Source organism: Xanthomonas vasicola (genome assembly GCF_000772705.2).
Taxonomy (GTDB): Bacteria; Pseudomonadota; Gammaproteobacteria; order Xanthomonadales; family Xanthomonadaceae; genus Xanthomonas; species Xanthomonas vasicola.
Genome location: NZ_JSBW02000011.1, coordinates 15,908 through 32,869 on the forward strand (window position 1 = coordinate 15,908; position 16,962 = coordinate 32,869).

Consider the following 16,962-nt stretch of genomic DNA (forward strand, 5'->3'; position numbering starts at 1 on the left):
GAACGGGAAAGGATCAGCAGATGGCGCGTAGTAGCGTTACGTCGATGCAGGAAGTGACCGGTTGCTGCGCTAGCGGCACCTCGGTCGTAGTCAGGGGGCTGCAATGAGTGCGCTTCGCGATGCGATGAGTCACGCCGCACTGGGCTGGGTCAAGCCAGAGCTGGACGAGACGTTGCGCCAGGCGCGCAACGAGATCGAATACTTCGCCCAAGAACCGTCCGACACCAGTCGGATGCGGTTCTGCACCGGCTACCTGCACCAGGTGCAGGGCACGCTGCGCATGGTCGAGCTGTATGCGCCGGCGATGGTGGCCGAAGAGCTTGAGCTGCTGGCCAAGGCCGTGCAGGTGGGCGAGGTTGCCGACCATGACGAAGCCTGCGCCATGCTGATGCGCGGCACCGTGCTGCTGCCAGATTATCTGGAGCGCTTGCAGAACGGTCACCGCGACATTCCGATCGTGTTGTTGCCGCTGCTCAATGAGATCCGCGCCACCCGTGGCCAGCCGGGTCTCAACGAGAGCGTGCTGTTCGCGTTCGACCCGCAGGCCGGTGTTGCCACCGAGGCCGAGCTGGATCACGCGCGCGGTAGCCTGAGCGGGCGTAATCGCGAATTGCTCGACACCGTCGGCAATGCGGTCAAGGAAGAATTGTTGCGCGTGAAAGACGCGCTGGACCTGCATCTGCGCACCGGTGGCGACATCGCCGAGCTGCAGACCCAGGTCAAGGATCTGGGCAGCGTTGCCGACACCCTGGGCATGATGGGCTTGGGTGTGGCGCGCAATGTCGTCGTACAGCAGCGCGATGCCTTGGCGCGCGTAGTCGATGGCCAGACCCGGATGGACGAAAGCGTGCTGCTGGATGTCGCCGGCGCGCTGCTGTACGTGGATGCATCGCTGGACGATCAGGTGGCCAGCCTTGGTGCCGACCCGGGCGATGGCACCGAGGTCAGCAACAGTGCCAACTCCTCGGAAGTGCGTCGTACGGTTGATGTGCTGGCACAGGAAGCGATCGCCAACTTTGGTACGGCGCGCGAGCATTTCGTTGCCTTCATCGAAACCAACTGGGACCACGCCCGTCTGGCCAATGTGCCGCACCTGCTGGGTGAAGTCGGTGGTGCGTTGCGCATTCTCGAATTGCCGCAGGCTGCCGATTATCTGGAAGGTGTGCGTCGTTACGTCGATCTGGAATTGATCGGCAAGCAGCGCGTGCCCAGCGGCCGCCAGCTGGACACCCTGGCCGATGCGATGGCCAGTCTGGAGTACTACCTGGAAGCCCTGCGCGAGCGCCGTCCCGGCCGCGAAGAGATTCTCGACATCACCCGTAACAGCCTGGAAACGCTGCGTTACTGGCCGCTGCCGTCGGGCGAGCCGTCCGATTTGCCGATCGGTGCCGACCAACCGGGCAGCGTGGCCGAACCGCAGCCGGTGGCCGCCCCGCCGTTGCAGCATGCCGACACGCCGCAGGCCGCCAACGATGCCGCGCCCGCGCCGTCGCTGGAATGGGCCAACGAGACCGTAGTCCAAACCCCGTTCGCTGCCAGTGTGGTGCATGCCACCGGCGCGGCCGCGACCGATACGGTGTTCTCGTTCGACCCGGTGGCCGCTGAAGAAACCGTGTCCGGCCAGTCGCATGTGCCGTTCACGGTGGCGCCGCTGGATCTGTCCGATGACGGCGCGCAAGCGCCCGGCGACTGGCAGATGGAAACCAGCGAGCAGGCCGCGCCGATCGCCACCTCTACGTTCGACCCGGTGTCGGCGGAGCAGGACGGCAGCGAGGCCGCGCAGGTCAGCTACACCGTAGATCTGAGTGCGCTGGAGCAGGAACACGCCGCCGAGCCGGTGGTTGCCGAGGAAGCGCCGCTGCAGATCGAGCAGATCGAGCTGCCTGGCGATGCCGAGCAGACCGAAGCGCCGTTGGATTTCATTGCCGAGAATGCAGCGCGTCGCGCGCAGACCAGCATCGAAGATGCGTTTTCGCCGCCGCCGCTTCCGCCGCAGCAACTGGACGACCCATTCGTCGAATCTGTGGAACAGCCGCAGGATGCCCCGTCTGAAGCAACATCCGAGCCGGCCGCTCCGCGCGTGCAGCAGGCGGTGGTCAGCGAGTTCGAACTGGACGACGCATCTACCGCGTTCCTGGCCCAGCTCGATGTAGCGGCCGCGCAGTTCGATGTGCAGCGTCCACAGGCACCGGTAGCCGCAGCCGAGGCTGAAACCGCGCAGGCACCGGCCGAACCCGCGTCTGGCGAAACAACTCAGGCTGCAACCGCGGCCGATGCCGGCATTTTTGGCGGCTTCGGCGACAGCGATATCGACGACGATATCCGCGACGTCTTCCTGGAAGAATTCGACGAAGAACTGGTCAACCTGGGCCAGCTGTTGCCGGTGTGGCGCGCCGCACCCAACAGCCCGGAACACCTGCGCCCGATCCGCCGCGTCTTCCACACCCTGAAGGGCAGTGGGCGTCTGGTCGGTGCCAGTGTGCTTGGCGAGTTCAGTTGGAAGATCGAGAGCATGCTCAACCGCGTGCTCGATAATTCGCGACCGGCCAGCCCGGCGGTCGTGGCGATGGTCGCATTGGCCCACGACGTGCTGCCGCAGTTCAACGCCGCGCTACGCGACCAAGGCCGCATCAGCGCCGATCTGCCCGAAATCCAGGCCATTGCCGAGCGCGTTGCCGCAGGCGAAGAGGTCTACTACGTGCCCGCGGCCGCCGCGCCGGTGGCTGCCGACGCTGTCGCGCTTCCGCTTGCAGCAGGCGTGTTTGCCGCCAGCGGTGGAACGCCTGCCTCGGTGGACAGCGTGCTACGCGAGATCCTGGAAGCCGAGGTCGCCACGCATCTGGACACGGTGAACGGCTGGCTGCAGGCCAGCCAGGCCGAGCCGCAGTTGGCGACCGAAGAACTGCTGCGCGCCGTGCACACGATGAGTGGAGCCTTCGCGATGACCGACGTGCCGGAAATCACTCTGGTGACAAGCCCGGCCGAAAGCTACGTCAAGCGCCTGCTGGCTGCTTCGGTCACGCCGTCGGCGGAAGGCATTGAGGCGATTACCGCCACAGCTGCCGCGATCGCCACCACGGTGACCGCGCTGCGCGCCGATGCCCCGTTGATTCCGTCGTTCGCACCGTTGACCGAGCGCTTGCGTGCGCTGGTGCACACCTTGCCGGAAGCGCAATGGCCGCCGCAGGTGTTCCTGGACGAGCTGGACGATGTCGATGCAGCAAGCGATACGGTAGACGGCAGCACTGCCTCGGTCGAACTGACCGGTGCGCAGGATCTGTCGCAATACCTGGATGCCAGCGCGCTGCCATCCGACGCGCCCGCACCGACGCTAGACGCCGAAGGCGCACAGCCGCAGTCGGACGACGCGCCGATTGCCGTAGACGAACTGGCCGAGGCAGAAGCCGAGCACGATGCGGCACACACATTGGTCGAAGCCGTCGCCTGGGATGCGACCGAGCTGCAACATGCGCAGACCGCACCGCACGACCACGCTGCAGAGGAGCCGGCTGAGGCAGCTGCTGATGTCGTTGCCAGCGAGCACGATGCCGACGCGATCAGCACGCATGCCGACACCGTTGCGGTCGACGAACTAGCCGACGCGGAAGCTGCGTTGGGCGATGCGCAAACGCTGGCTGCGGCCGATGCCGAGCAGGCTACGGACACGCATGCGCATCACGCGCCGACGCACGACGATCAGGGTGCAGCAGGCGCCGACCACGCGGTCGAGAGCATTGAAGCACTGACGTCCGTGCACGCAGACACTGCGTTGGCTGAAGACGCTAACGCAAGCAACGCGGAAGACTGGACGCCGGAAACCGCAGCGCTGGACAGCGTGTCGGCCGACCAGGACGGCTACACGGCCGATCAGATTGGTCAGGAACACGCGGGCACGCACGCACACTCTGGCGAACAGCCGGCAGATGAGGCGGCGCAGCACAGCGACACCGCGCTGCTGCATGGTGGCGAGTCGTATGCGGGCGAACAGCAGCACGCCGAAGAAGCGGCGCAGCTGGGCGAGCACGCGGACGCTGACGCACACGCGTTTTCGAATCAGCAGGTGGATTCGGGCGAGCACGCATCTGCGGACACGCAGCACGCCGGCGAGCATTCGCAGTCGGAGCAAGTGCAGTCGGAGCAGCACGCCGATTCCAGCGAGCAGTGGCAGAGTGACGCGCATGCGGGCGAAGCCGAGCACGCGACGGAACACGAGCGCGCCGAAGCCGAGCATTTCGAGGCACAGCACTCCGAAGCTGAGCAAGCCGAAGCCGAGCATGCAGAAACGCACCACGCTCATGCCGAGCAGGCCAACGCCGACGCCATGCCCGGTCACACCGTCGAATCGGTGCAGGCATTCGAAATGGCGCATGCAGCTGACCAGGTCGAAGAAGCGGGTGATCCGCAATCCGACACTGCACCTGAGCTACACGGCGCACAGGCTTCCACGTCCGATGACGCGGCGCACGCCGACGAGCATGTAGCGGCCGACGCGATTGCCGCAGCCGAACACACAGAGCACGTCGAGCAGGCAGGGCAGGCAGAACATACGGACGCTAGCGAGCACGCCGTTGCCGACCAGCACGCCAACGACTCCGCAGAGCACCGCGCAGCCGCCAGCGAGCACGCCACAGCCGACCACAGTGCAGCCGAGCCGGAAGACGCCACCCCCGTTGCCGCCTTCAGCGCACCGGTGGAAGACGCCGCGCCTGCTGAGGCGGCAAGCAACGACGCCGGCGCAGCATTCGATATCGGCCCACTCAACTTCGATCAACTCGACGGCGAGCTGGTCGACATCTTTGTCGAAGAAGGCCGCGATCTGCTGGACCACTGCGATGGTTTGATCGCCCGCATGCGCGAAGTGCCGGAAGACCGCGATGTCCTCAACGGACTGCAACGCGACCTGCACACGCTCAAGGGCGGTGCGCGCATGGCCGGCATCAACGCCATCGGCGATCTCGGTCACGCGATCGAATCGCTGCTGGAAGCGGTGGCGGCCAACCGTACCGACATCGACCGCGACGACGTGCGTCTGTTCGAGCGCGGCTTCGACCGCCTGCACCAGCTGTTGACCCGTACCGGCATGCACCGCGCCGTGGCGATGCCGACCGATCTGGTCGAAGCCTTCGAAACCCGTACCCGTGGCCGCAATGCCGCCCCGCCCAGCGACGCCGATGTCCGCGCGATCGCCAAGGCGTCGGTGGAGCCGGCACCGCTGTCCGCACCGATTCCGGTGGAAGGGCAGACCGAAGAAGACTTCCTGCCGCGTGTGCAGCAGGAGCAGGTGCGCGTGCGCGCCGATCTGCTCGACCGTCTGGTCAACCATGCCGGCGAAGTGGCGATCTACCGCTCGCGCCTGGAACAGCAGTTGGGCGCGTTCCGCGGCGCCATGGGCGAGCTGGATCGCACCAACGCCCGTCTGCGCGACCAGTTGCGCCGTCTGGATCTGGAAACCGAAGCGCAGATCGTGGCGCGTTATCAGCGCGAACAGGACCAGGGTGATCGCACCTTCGATCCGCTGGAACTGGACCGCTTCTCCACCTTGCAGCAGCTCAGCCGCGCGCTGAACGAATCGGCGGCCGACTTGGGCGGCTTGCAAGGTGTGCTGGAAGATCTGTCGCGTCAGTACGACAGCTTGCTGCAACAGCAGTCGCGCGTCAGCTCCGAACTGCAGGACGGCCTGATGCGCGCGCGCATGGTGCCGTTCGATGGTTTGGTGCCGCGCCTGCGCCGCGTGGTGCGTCAGGCGGCCAACGACACTGGCAAGCAAGTGCATCTGTTGCTGGAAGGCACCCAGGGCGAACTCGATCGCAACGTGCTCGATCGCATGGTCGCGCCGCTGGAACACATGTTGCGTAACTCGGTGGCGCACGGGCTGGAAACGCCCGAGCAACGCCGCGATGCGGGCAAGCCGGAAGAAGGCAGCATCGCGATCCGTCTGCGCCGTGAAGGCTCGGAAATCGTGCTGGAAGTAGCCGACGACGGCGCCGGGCTGGACCGTGAGGCGATCCGTCGCCGTGGCGAACAGCGCGGCCTGATCGAGCCCGGCCAGGAGCTCAGCGATGCCGAACTGGATGGCCTGATCTTCGCCTCCGGTTTCAGCACCTCCGAGCAGGTCAGCCAGTTGGCGGGCCGTGGCGTGGGCATGGACGTGGTGCGCAACGAAGTGCGTCAGCTCGGCGGCTCGGTGGACATCCACTCGGTGCGCGGCCAGGGCGTCACCTTCACTCTGCGTCTGCCGCAGACGCTGGCGGTCACCCAGGCGGTGTTCGTGCGCATCGGCGAAACCACCTTCGCGGTGCCGGTGGGTTCGGTCAGCGGTATCGGCCGCATCTCGCGCACCCGTTACGAGTCGGGCGAGGGCGGTTACCACTACGCCGGTGAAGAGTACGTACTGCACGACCTCGGCTCGCTGGTCGGCCAGGCCGCGGCACGTGCCGATGGCCAGGCGCAGGTGCCATTGTTGCTGGTGCGTGCAGGCGACCTGCGCGCTGCGGTGGCGATCGATCAGGTGCTGGGCAACCGCGAAATCGTGGTCAAGCCGGTGGGCCTGCAGATCGCCTCGGTGCCGGGTATCTATGGCGCCACCATCACCGGCGATGGCCGCGTAGTGGTGATTCTGGACGTCGCGCCGCTGGTGCGTCGTTACCTCAGCCAGCCGGCGAGTCCGACGCTGGAAACGCAGACCGAAGCGCAGCGTCAGGTGCCGCTGGTGATGGTGGTCGACGATTCGCTGACCATGCGCAAGGTCACCAGCCGCGTGCTGGAACGCCACAACCTGGATGTCAGTACCGCACGCGACGGTGTCGAGGCGCTGGAACTGCTCGAAGAGCGCGTGCCCGACCTGATGCTGCTGGATATCGAAATGCCGCGCATGGACGGCTATGAACTGGCGACCGCGATGCGTGCCGACCCGCGCTTCAAGGCGGTGCCGATCGTGATGATCACCTCGCGCAGTGGCGAGAAGCATCGCCAGCGTGCCTTCGAGATTGGCGTGCAGCGTTACCTGGGCAAGCCTTACCAAGAGTTGGATCTGATGCGAAACGTGTATGACCTGCTGGGGATCGCCCGTGTCCGAGACTAATGGCGCAATGGGAACTCCGGTTGCTTTGCTGGGTCGTCCGGGTCAGGCGCGTGAGCGCCTGCGCGAAGCACTTGGCCTGGCCGGTGCGCAGGTGGTGCTGGAAGACGAGCCATCCGCAGTCGATGTGCAGATGCTGCGCGACGTCGAGCCGGTGGCAGTGCTGGTGTCACTGGAACCGTCGATCGAAGACGCGCTCGAAGCGCTGGAGCCGGCCTTCAACATGCCTGGTGTTACGGTGATCTTCGACGAGGCCGAACTGACAGTGCGGCGCGAAGGCTGGGAAGCGCAGCGCTGGGTGCGCCATCTGGCCGCCAAACTGCACGGGCATGCCGACGTCTTGCCGCCGGGCACCGAAACCGAACCGTCGCTGCAGCCCGAGCCGGGTTTGACGCTGGCCTCGCGCCAGCATTCGGACCTGCAGCTGGATCAACACCTGGAAGCCGCAGCGCATGCGTTCGAAAGCATGCCCAGCGATGCCTTGTTCGCACGTCCATCCACGCATGACACGGCACCAGCTGCTGCCGAAAAGCCGGGCCTGAGCCTGGGCGATTCCAGCACCTGGGGCTTGGTGGACGAAGTGACCGTGGTGGTGCGCCCGCGCGCCGAAGCGGATGTGTTTGCGCTGTCGACCGGCGGATTGTCGCTGGTGGATCTGGAGCACAGCGGCAGCGTCACCGGCGCAGTGCTGGTGATGGCCGGCATCGGCGGGCCGGATGCGATCCGCCGTCTGCTGAGCGCCTTGCCGCCGGAATTCCCGCGCGCAGTGCTGGTGCGCATGACCCTGGATGGCGGACAGTACGGCAACCTGGTGCGGCAGATGGGGCGCGTGTCTGCGCTGCCGGTCGAACTGGGTGAGGCGGGGCAGGTGGTCGCACCGGGCAAGGTGTACGTGCTCTCCGACGAAGTTGGTGTGCACCAGCATGCTGGCGCGCTGGCATTCTTGGCGCCGGCCGACCCGGCCGGCCTGATCGCTGCGCTGCCGCCGGCCGACAGTGCGGTGCTGATGCTCAGCGGTGCCAACGAGGCGATGGTGGAAGCATCGCTGGCCTTGGCGGAGCAGGGGGGCTGGTTGGCCGGGCAATCCACCGACGGCTGTTACGACCCCGCCGCCGCCGCGCGTCTGGCGCGGCAAGGCATTCTGACCGGCGACCCTGCGCAGCTGGCGCAGGCGCTGGCACAGCGTTGGCCGGCATAAGCCGGGCGCTCCCTTTCGAATCGGAATCATGCGATGAGCTACGCCAATAACGACGAAATCCGCGGCGTCCTGATCCAGGCCGGCAGCGAGCGCGTGCTGCTGCCGAACGCCACGGTGGCCGAGGTGATGTCGCGTGTGGCGGTGGAACCGCTGCCCGACATGCCGCGTTGGGTGGTCGGGCGTATCGATTGGTACGGCTGGAAAGTGCCGCTGCTGTCGTTCGCACGCCTCAGCGGCATGGGCGAAGAGCCCGCTGCGGTCAACAACAAGGTCATCGTGTTGAAGGCATTGGGCGGTAATCCGGCGCTGCCGTATTTCGCGCTGCTGACCGCCTCGTTCCCTCAGCTGATTTCGGTGCCGCGTGATGGCCTGCTGGCCGACGCATCGGAAGATGCGCTGCCCGACGGCGTGCACATGCGCGTGCTACTGGGCGAGCAAAGCGCCTTGTTGCCCAACCTGGACGCTATCGAAGCGCAGCTCAGTCAGGTCTTTGCTGCCGCTGCGGCCTGAGCGCAGTTGGTGCAGTCACTGTGCTCGCTGACAGGCGAGCGCAGTCATACAGTGCAGCGACGCGCGTTGTACTGATTGATCGGTGATGACGTGTGGGTTGCAGTCGGGTGCTCTGGGTCAGGCACAAGATGGTGCGCTGCTTTTCGGCGAAGGCTTGCGGAGCTTGATCTGTATGGCATCAGCTGGATGTACGTGGCGGCGAGATTGCGTGCATGTTTGAGGCGTGCAAGCTTAGAGCAGCTAACGAGACGACTGCACAGCCGCCAGGCGCGCGCCGCCTGCGCCCGGCATCGGCATCTATCACTCGTCCACCGCGGTTCCTGTGCGCCGTCCATTCCTGCCTGACGACTCCTCGCTACGTTGTGTCAGCTGCTCTTGAGGCGCGGCAGTCGTGAGTCTTCCGGTATTTGCGCCGGTCCGGCATGCCGACGGCGTGGTGCTATGCGATCTAGCCATTGTCGACCCGGCTGCAATGGCAAACTACCACACGCGTAATCGCAGCCACCTCGCCGATGCGATGCCGCTGCGACCGCCTGCGTTCTATACCGTCGACGGTTGGCGCCGCTTGTGTATCGCATACCGCAGCGCAGTGCCTGGCGAGCGGGAGTTGCAACTGGTGTTGCTGCAGAATGAGCAGGTGATCGGCACCACCGGGTTCACCCAGATCCAGCGCGGCGCATTTCAGGCTTGCCATCTGGGCTACGGCCTGGACGCGGCGCAGCAGGGGCGAGGGTTGATCCACTGGGCAGCCACGCAGGGAATTGCATTTGCCTTCGGACCGCTTGGCCTACATCGGGTGATGGCGCAATACGTTCCGGAGAACCTGCGCAGTGCGCGTGTGCTGCAGCGGCTTGGCTTCCAGATCGAAGGCTACGCGCGGCGCTACCTGCAGTTGAACGGCCACTGGCGCGACCATGTGCTGACCAGCAGGTTGCGCGACGACGACACGCCTGGCGAAGGCGCGGTGGATGATCGGCCGGGTTTAGGGCGCAGCGCCCGAGAGCTCGAGCCGTAATTCGTCGACGGCTAGATTGCTGTCTTGTGCAAGCGCGATCTGCGTTGCCCAGCCACGTTGTTTGAGTTGATGGCGCAACTGCGCCGCCCAGGTCTGCACTGCCGCTGCATTCGGTGTGGCAGCCATGATCCGGATTGTTTCCGGCGCCTGTATGCCCGCAGAGGCCGAGTAGCCCGCAAGCCACTCGCGTGGCAATGTGGAGAGCTTCAGCACTGTAGTGCGGTGTGTTGCGCCGCGCGCGTCTTCATCTCTCCGCTGTCGTGCCTGCTGTGTGGCGGCGTTGCCGGTCGTTTGCGGCGACGAGGTTGCGCGAGATGCTTCCGGCTGCGGCTTGGCGACCTGCCGTTCCCGTCCTAGTGCAGTTGCAGCCGTTGGCGCGGTGAGCGGCGCTGCACGTGCTCTCGGCAGTTCGTTCGTTGCAGGTGGGTTAGCTGCCGCGCGCTCGACGCGCAATGACTGATCCTGCGGCGGTGCCGGCAACACCAATGGCGAAGCTGCAGGCGCTGGTGCACGCTTGGCTGGTAATGGGGTGGGCGCACTGCTGTCTGTAGGTGCTTCGAGCGCGCCGCTTGCCTGCACGTCGTCATTGCTCGCGGCGATGGGGGCGGGCGGGGGCGGCGGCGCCATCGCGAGTTGCGCATCGTCTTGCGCTGGCTCCGACGCCGTCGCCGGTTGGTCGGACATCATCTCGGCGGGTGGCGCGGAGGCAGGCGGCGTCACCACACGTGCAGGTAGTGGTGCGCCGACTGGGGCCGGCATGGCGGCTGGCGCCAGTTCCTGCAGTGAAGATGCTGGTTGCCTTGCCACCTGCTCTGCGGAAGCGGGTTCGTCGGCGGACGCGGGGGCAGGTCGCTGCTCAGGCCCTTGGACGCCGCGTTCTGAGGTGCGACCTGCTCTGTCTTCCACAGCGCGGCGCTCGGACATTTTTTCTGATTCGGTTGTCGCAAAGACAGCTGCAGCCGGTGTAGATGCATCCGGCACAGGTCGACTGGCCTGCCATTGCAGGCAGACGCCAACTGCCAGTGTGACCGAAGCAGCGAGCGCCAGGGGCGTCATCCAGCGATGGCGTCGGGCGCTGCGTCGGGCGGGCGCTGTGCTGACGGTAGCTTTTGCGAGTGCAGCAGATGGAGTTGACGCTGCCGAAGCCGGCTTCGAACCGGATGCGAAAGTTGAAGCAGCAACAGAGGCATCAGAGGCAATGAACGCGTCAGAGGCGTTATCGGTGTCAGAGGCCTTAGACGTGTCAGAGACCGAAGCACAAGAAGCAGCAAAAGAACTTGTAGCCTGATTCGAAGACCCGTCGGAATTCGCATGCGACGAAAGCGGTGGCGCTGTAGACGAGCCAACAGACCTTGATGCAGAGATAAATCCAGAGACGGATGCAATGTCGGAACTACCTGCCGCTTCCGACGCACCAGACGCCATCGGCATCGCATCGGCATCGCATCGGCATCGCATCGGCATCGGATCGGCAGCGCTGCCAGTCTGTTGCGCAATCCAGCTGCGCGCAGCGTCGCTCAGGGGTGCGCCCAGTGTGTGGTCGGCGGTGTCGCCCTGCGCAAGGCGTGCCTGTGCAGCCGCGCGTTGTGCCGCCTGCGCTTGTTCGGCTTGCGCAGCCGTGATCCGGCGCGGCTGCGCATGGTCCTTTTCGTTGCCCGTCGCCCGCCAGATCCATAAATCGGCCACGTTGCGGCTGAGCCAGGGCTGGACCAACATGCAACGGTTGTGCACGGATCCGCATGCGATAACGCCGCAACAAGGTTTATCCGCACGCGATGCTGCCGCATGATGGAAGGCTGGTGCCGCACTGCGCGGCCGCTCGTTTCCATCATGGAGTTGCCCGCATGATTCAACGTCGTCACTTCCTCAAGAGCGCCACGCTGGGCGCGATCGCGTCCGGGCTGGCCGGCTGGGGCGCACGCGCGCAAGCCGCGGTGGGCGCCTCGCAGGGCGTGCGGCCGCCGGCGCTGCCGCGTGGTGCGGCGCGGGTGATTTCCACGTGGGACTTCGGCATTGCCGCCAATCAGGAGGCCTGGAAAATTCTCAGCAGCGGCGGTATCGCGCTGGATGCGGTGGAAGCCGGTGTGCGTGTGCCGGAAGCGGATCCGACCAACCCCACCGTCGGCCTGGGCGGTTATCCCGACCGCGACGGGCGGGTGACGCTGGACGCCTGCATCATGGATCACCTGGGCAATTGCGGCGCGGTGGCAGCGTTGGAAGATGTGGTGCATGCCATCTCCTTAGCGCGCGCGGTGATGGAGAAAACGCCGCACGTGATGTTGGTCGGCGATGGCGCGCGGCAGTTTGCGTTGGAGCAGGGCTTTCCGAAAGCCAAGCTGCTGACCCCAAGTTCAGAAGCGGCGTGGAAAGAGTGGTTGAAGACGTCGAAATATTCGCCGGAAGCCAATGTCGAAAACCGCGCCTGGCGCGATGCCAAGTTGCCCGGTGGCAAAGACAATCACGACACCATCGGCATGCTGGCGCTGGATACGCACGGCAATCTGTCCGGTGCATGCACTACCAGCGGCATGGCGTGGAAAATGCACGGGCGCGTGGGCGATAGCCCGATCATCGGTGCGGGCTTGTACGTGGACAACGACGTGGGCGGCGCAACCTCGACCGGTGTGGGCGAAGAAGTGATCCGGAATGTGGGCAGTTTTGCAGTGGTGGAAATGATGCGGCAGGGCAAGTCGCCAGCCGATGCATGCCGCGAAGTGGTGATGCGGCTGATCCGCCGTAAGCCGGAATTGACGCGCACATTGCAGGTCGGCTTTTTGGCGATGAACAAGCGTGGTGAAGTAGGCGCGTTTGCGATCCAGAAAGGCTTCAGTTACGCGGTGTGCGATGCGCAGCGGCAGGATCTGTTGGTGCCTGGCGAGAGCCACTACACCAGCGAGCCGGCAGCATGAGTGCATTAGGTCTTGAAGTGGCGGCCGATTCGGTGGCCTCGGCACTCGCGGCGCAAGAAGGCGGGGCGATGCGCGTGGAGCTGTGCGGTGGGCTGGATGGCGGCGGGCTGACGCCGTCGTTCGGCACATTGGCAGCGGTGCGCGAGCGGTTGCGAATTCCGCTGTATGTGTTGATTCGTCCGCGCGTGGGTGATTTCGTGTTCGACGCTGCCGAAGTGGAGGTGATGCGTCGCGACGTGGAGCAGTGCGTGCGGCTTGGCTGCAATGGGGTAGTGCTGGGCGCGCTGGACCGGCATGGGCAGGTCGATCTGCCGACGATGCGTGTGTTGATCGAAGCAGCAGGGTCGTTGGGGGTGACGTTTCATCGTGCGATTGATGTCAGCGCCAATCCATCGCGTGTGCTGGAAGATGCGATCGCGCTGGGTTGCGAGCGTGTGCTGACCTCAGGCGCGCGTGCGAGTGCGCTAGAGGGCATCGACACCATTGCCGCGTTGGTGCGGCAGGCAACCGGGCGCATCGGCATCATGCCCGGTGCCGGGCTTTCCGAGCACAACATCCGCACCCTGCGGCAGCACACCGGCGCCCACGAATTCCATGCGTCGGCGCGTGGCGTGATCGCCGCCCAGGTGCCGTCGCCGCACCCGTATATCCACGATCTGGGCGGAGACTACCAGCGGACCGATACCGCGCGGGTACAACGGATGGTGGACGTGTTGCGGCAAACGTGAAACGCGCGCAACGCTCCGCTCGCCAGGGATGCGCTGCCTGCGTTGCGTAGGCACGCTGACGGAGATGCGCGATGGGCTGCTGCGCCTGTCGCGTTGGCCATCTACGGATGGCCTGAAGGTTCCGGGCTTGTTGGCTGTTGGTCATCAGCGTCGTCGCTGACCTGCTCGGGAATGTGCAGCGTGAAAGCGGGAAAGCGCTCGCGGTCTTCCGGGTGTGCGTTGACGATCAGCTCCCGGGTCTGCCACATCTGGACTGCCTTGGCCAGCGTCGCTGCGTCGAACTGGCTTGCGTGGCGAAAAACGAACTGCCCTTGATGATCGACGATGCCCAGGTGCGCGCTCTTCTGCGCCTTCCAGCTGCTGACATCCATGAAGAAGCGGTTGTGGTCTTCCTCGGTCGCGTTGTCTCCGGGTCGTGGGGGACATGGCCCTGCTAGTTCGCTCACCCGTGCCAGGAAATGGCGATCCCTGCTTTCTTCCAGCATTTTCTGCAATACCGGAATCTTGCCGAAAGTGGTGGGCGTGTTGGGCGGGCGCTTTTCTGGAAGATAGGATGGGGCACCTTCCAGAAAGGGATTTCTTTCCTCATCGATGACCGTGCTCAGCATGGCCTGTGCGGTGTCTTCGATACGTTCGAGCGCCGCCTTGTGCAGGAGTTCGGTTGTGGTCACCGAGGAGGATGCGCTGGCGCCATGGCCTGAGGGGCCTGGGATGGACGGGCCAGTCCGCTGTAGTTCGGCTGAGCGCGCACTCAGGCGATGGTGGTCAAGTTGTGGTTGTAAAAGCGGGGGAACCCGAATGGTGCAATTGGCAGGTAATCTGCCGATCGCCGTGGGCAGCCTGGCGAGATTGTCGCAGCCTCGCAGATCGAGTTCTTCAAGTTGCGTCAGGGTGTCCATGTCCAGCGGCAGCGTGCACAGGTTGCTGCAGTCTTTTAGAATCAGTCGCTTCAGTGGCGCACTGCCGCCAAGAATCGGCGGATAGTTGCGCAGCGCTGTGCAGCCTTGCAAATCAAGTTCTTCGAGCTTTGGCATGTGATGGATGGCCGGGGCTAAGGAAGACAGCGGCGAGTTGCGAACCTGTAGCCTTTTCAGGTTTTGCAGGCTGGTGATGGATGCCGGCAGCGATTTGATCCCGGTCTGTTCCAATTGCAGCGTCTGCAGGTTGACCAACCCTTCGTGCTCGCCGGATGCATTGGTGCTGGCCAGGCGTTCGGGAAGTTCCTTCAAGGTCGGGCAGGCGAGGATGGAGAGCTCGCGTAATCGGCTAAGGCTTGAGATGGATGCAGGCAGCGACCGAAGCGGGTTGCGTGCAAGCGTTAGTGTTTCCAGGCCAGCGAATTGCTGCATGTTCGCCGGAAGGTTCATCAACCCCGCAGCGTTGATCGTGATGTGCTGCAGATGAGAAAAACGGAATTCCTGCTCGGGAAACTGCGGAAGGGGAACTGAGTGCAGCTCCAGCGATACGCCTTCCGCGAGGGCCGCGTTTTCCAGCATGTCAGCTGTTGCTTCCAGTGCCCGGCTTGTCCTTGTCTCGACCACCGAGTTGTTGCGGTTGGCCTCGCGCCATGCGCTGTGCCAGCCGTTGCGATCTGCGTTGTAGTGTTGTTGCCATTGCGACAAGACGTCGCTGTACGGGCGAATCGCTGTGGAGCGCTGTAATGAAGCGCCCACGGTTGGGGGCACGGGCGCGCGCCGCAACCGTTGCGAATCTGTGGCCACGGAGTTAAGGCCAGAGCGTTCAATGTTGCTGAGTTGTGGCAATTGCGGTGGCTGCGAAGGATCTACAGGCTGCTCGTTCATCCGCACGGAACTGCCGGCTCCGCCGTAGCGAGAAGGGGGAGCAGATGTGGTTGGCCGGCTGGAGGTCTGGGCAGAGGCCGGCCTTGCTGGCGGACGACCAGACCGGTGACAAGTCACATATCTGGCCAGGCCGCGGAGCATGCCAACAGGGCGTTCAGGCGCAGGCTGCGCGGCTGGCTCGTCGCGCGCGGGCGCGTCTGCATTGGACGGATTCTGCTCCCGCAGCTCGACAGGCGTGCCCGTCAGGCGTGTTTGATCGACGCGTCGCATCGCTTTCCTCATCTTGGCTATCGCTCGATGGTGAGGATCGGTATGCGACGCTAAGCACGAAGCCTTTGGGGCGAAGTCATCTTTATCGTAGCGAAGGATCGGCAGCGTGGCCGCATCGCGTTGTGCAGTGCTCAGACAGCGCTACGGGGACGGACGACTGGCAGCGGCGGATGCGTCGATCCGCGTGGGATCGAGGACCACGTGCTTGATGTGCCGACGTTTCCAGGTGTAACTGATGTGCGCCAGGCCGTCTCGGGTCTGGATGACCGCAGGATAAGAGAACTCGTCTTTTTCGCTGTTTTCCAGCGTCAGCACGCGTTGCCAGTGTGTGCCGTCGTTGGAGACGGCGACCGCCAGGGTGCCGCGGCCTTCCCACCAGTCCTTGCCTGCAATCCCGGGGTTGTAGACGAGTAACGCGCGGCCATCGCGCAGCATCACGGCGTCGGTGCCGGAATTGGGGTTTTGCAGATCAAGCAATTGCATTGGCTGCCAATGCAGGCCGCCGTCGCTGGAGAACGTGCTGAAGAGTTTGTTCTGCTGGCTGCGGCCCAACGCCTGCAGCCGGCCATCCGGATACAGCAGCAGGCTGGGCTGGATCGCACCGATCACGCTGGCATCGTTGAGCGGCATGCCGCGTTGCCAGTGCGCGCCGTCGTCGTCGCTCCATTCCAGATGCGCGCGCCAGCCGCGGTCTTCGCTGCTGCTGGGCGAAAGGATGCGGCCGTTGGGCAACAGCACCGGCTTGTTCTTGATCGGCCCGAGAATGCCATCGGGCAATCGATCCGGTGGCGACCAGTGCGCGCCATCGTCCGTGGAGACGATACGCAGCCCCCACCATTGGCGCGGGTTGGGCCCGAGCTTGTAGTAAAGCTGCACCGGCCCGGTGGCCGATTGAAACAACACCGGATTCCATGCCGGCACTGCAGCGCCATCGATGCCTGCACGTGCGCCATCGGCGATGCGACGCGGTGTTTGCCATTGCTGTGGGCCGCGCTGGCTGAGCCAGATGCCGACATCGGCCGCACCCTCGTGTGCGCCGCCGAACCAGGCGGCCAGCAAGTGACCGTCGCGCGTTTCCAGTAGCGTGGATGCGTGTGCTTGCGGCGTTGGGGCCGGGGCGGCGATGAACTCGCTGAGCACGATGGGCGAGGGCAGTGCTTCAGGCGATTGCGCCTGTGCAGTAAACGCAGCCAGGCTCGCGACAAGGCTAGCAACGAGGCGGCTCAGCAGGCGTGGCAGAAGCATCGTGGTCTAGTCCTGTGCGAGTTTTAATAGACCTATTTATTATCTATGAAATACCAGGTGCTCAGTCCATCCAAGCGGGTTAGTCGTCGACGCATTGCGATGCGTCGTGGTGTCACGACAGCTGCGCTGTAGGGAGCAGTGGCCGCACTTAGGTTTTGCAAGGACTGCAGAAAAGCCGGGTAAAAATCATGCGCCTGGATGGACAGC

9 protein-coding genes and 1 other RNA gene are annotated in these 16,962 nt (G+C 64.8%); 7 read left to right on the forward strand and 3 right to left on the reverse strand.

Annotated features, from left to right (window positions below):
- The first annotated feature begins 103 nt into the window (after window positions 1–103).
- The 5 genes from NX05_RS02540 to NX05_RS02555 all read left to right on the forward strand — a co-directional run bounded on the left by NX05_RS02540 (window position 104) and on the right by NX05_RS02555 (window position 9,801).
- Complete coding sequence (locus NX05_RS02540; protein WP_039431041.1) at window positions 104–7,081, forward strand: Hpt domain-containing protein; 6,978 nt, start codon at window positions 104–106, stop codon at window positions 7,079–7,081.
- Between the two features lie 7 nt (window positions 7,082–7,088).
- Window positions 7,089–8,276, forward strand: a complete 1,188-nt coding sequence (locus tag NX05_RS02545; RefSeq protein ID WP_039431039.1) for a chemotaxis protein CheB — start codon at window positions 7,089–7,091, stop codon at window positions 8,274–8,276.
- A 33-nt stretch (window positions 8,277–8,309) separates the two neighbouring features.
- Window positions 8,310–8,786 (forward strand): chemotaxis protein CheW, encoded by a 477-nt coding sequence (locus tag NX05_RS02550; RefSeq protein ID WP_010364228.1) that lies wholly within the window; start codon window positions 8,310–8,312, stop codon window positions 8,784–8,786.
- Between the two features lie 295 nt (window positions 8,787–9,081).
- Window positions 9,082–9,157: non-coding RNA, sX9 sRNA (locus NX05_RS21555), on the forward strand.
- Window positions 9,158–9,177: 20 nt separating this feature from the next.
- Complete coding sequence (locus tag NX05_RS02555; RefSeq protein WP_039431037.1) at window positions 9,178–9,801, forward strand: GNAT family N-acetyltransferase; 624 nt, start codon at window positions 9,178–9,180, stop codon at window positions 9,799–9,801.
- Here the strand turns inward: NX05_RS02555 and NX05_RS24530 are convergent.
- Window positions 9,769–9,927 carry a hypothetical protein gene (locus NX05_RS24530; RefSeq protein ID WP_208649247.1) on the reverse strand — a complete coding sequence of 53 codons (159 nt, stop codon included), beginning with the start codon at window positions 9,925–9,927 and terminating at the stop codon, window positions 9,769–9,771. The two genes, NX05_RS02555 and NX05_RS24530, sit on opposite strands and share 33 nt — an antisense overlap.
- 1,718 nt (window positions 9,928–11,645) lie before the next feature.
- On the opposite strand from NX05_RS24530, the gene NX05_RS02570 reads away from it, so the two are divergent.
- Together NX05_RS02570 and NX05_RS02575 are read left to right on the forward strand one after the other, a co-directional pair.
- Window positions 11,646–12,710: a glycosylasparaginase gene (locus NX05_RS02570; RefSeq protein WP_039431033.1), complete on the forward strand. Its 1,065-nt coding sequence runs from the start codon at window positions 11,646–11,648 to the stop codon at window positions 12,708–12,710.
- Window positions 12,707–13,438 carry a copper homeostasis protein CutC gene (locus NX05_RS02575; protein WP_039431032.1) on the forward strand — a complete coding sequence of 244 codons (732 nt, stop codon included), beginning with the start codon at window positions 12,707–12,709 and terminating at the stop codon, window positions 13,436–13,438. Before NX05_RS02570 ends, NX05_RS02575 begins: the two co-directional genes overlap by 4 nt.
- A gap of 101 nt (window positions 13,439–13,539) precedes the next feature.
- Here NX05_RS02575 and xopL read toward each other — a convergent pair whose 3' ends face one another.
- Both xopL and NX05_RS02585 read right to left on the reverse strand, forming a co-directional pair.
- A complete protein-coding gene (xopL, locus tag NX05_RS02580) occupies window positions 13,540–15,240 on the reverse strand; it encodes a type III secretion system leucine-rich repeat domain-containing effector XopL (RefSeq protein WP_039431030.1) in 1,701 nt (566 codons plus the stop codon).
- Window positions 15,241–15,651: 411 nt separating this feature from the next.
- Window positions 15,652–16,755: a sialidase family protein gene (locus NX05_RS02585; protein WP_039431028.1), complete on the reverse strand. Its 1,104-nt coding sequence runs from the start codon at window positions 16,753–16,755 to the stop codon at window positions 15,652–15,654.
- Window positions 16,756–16,962 lie beyond the last annotated feature (207 nt).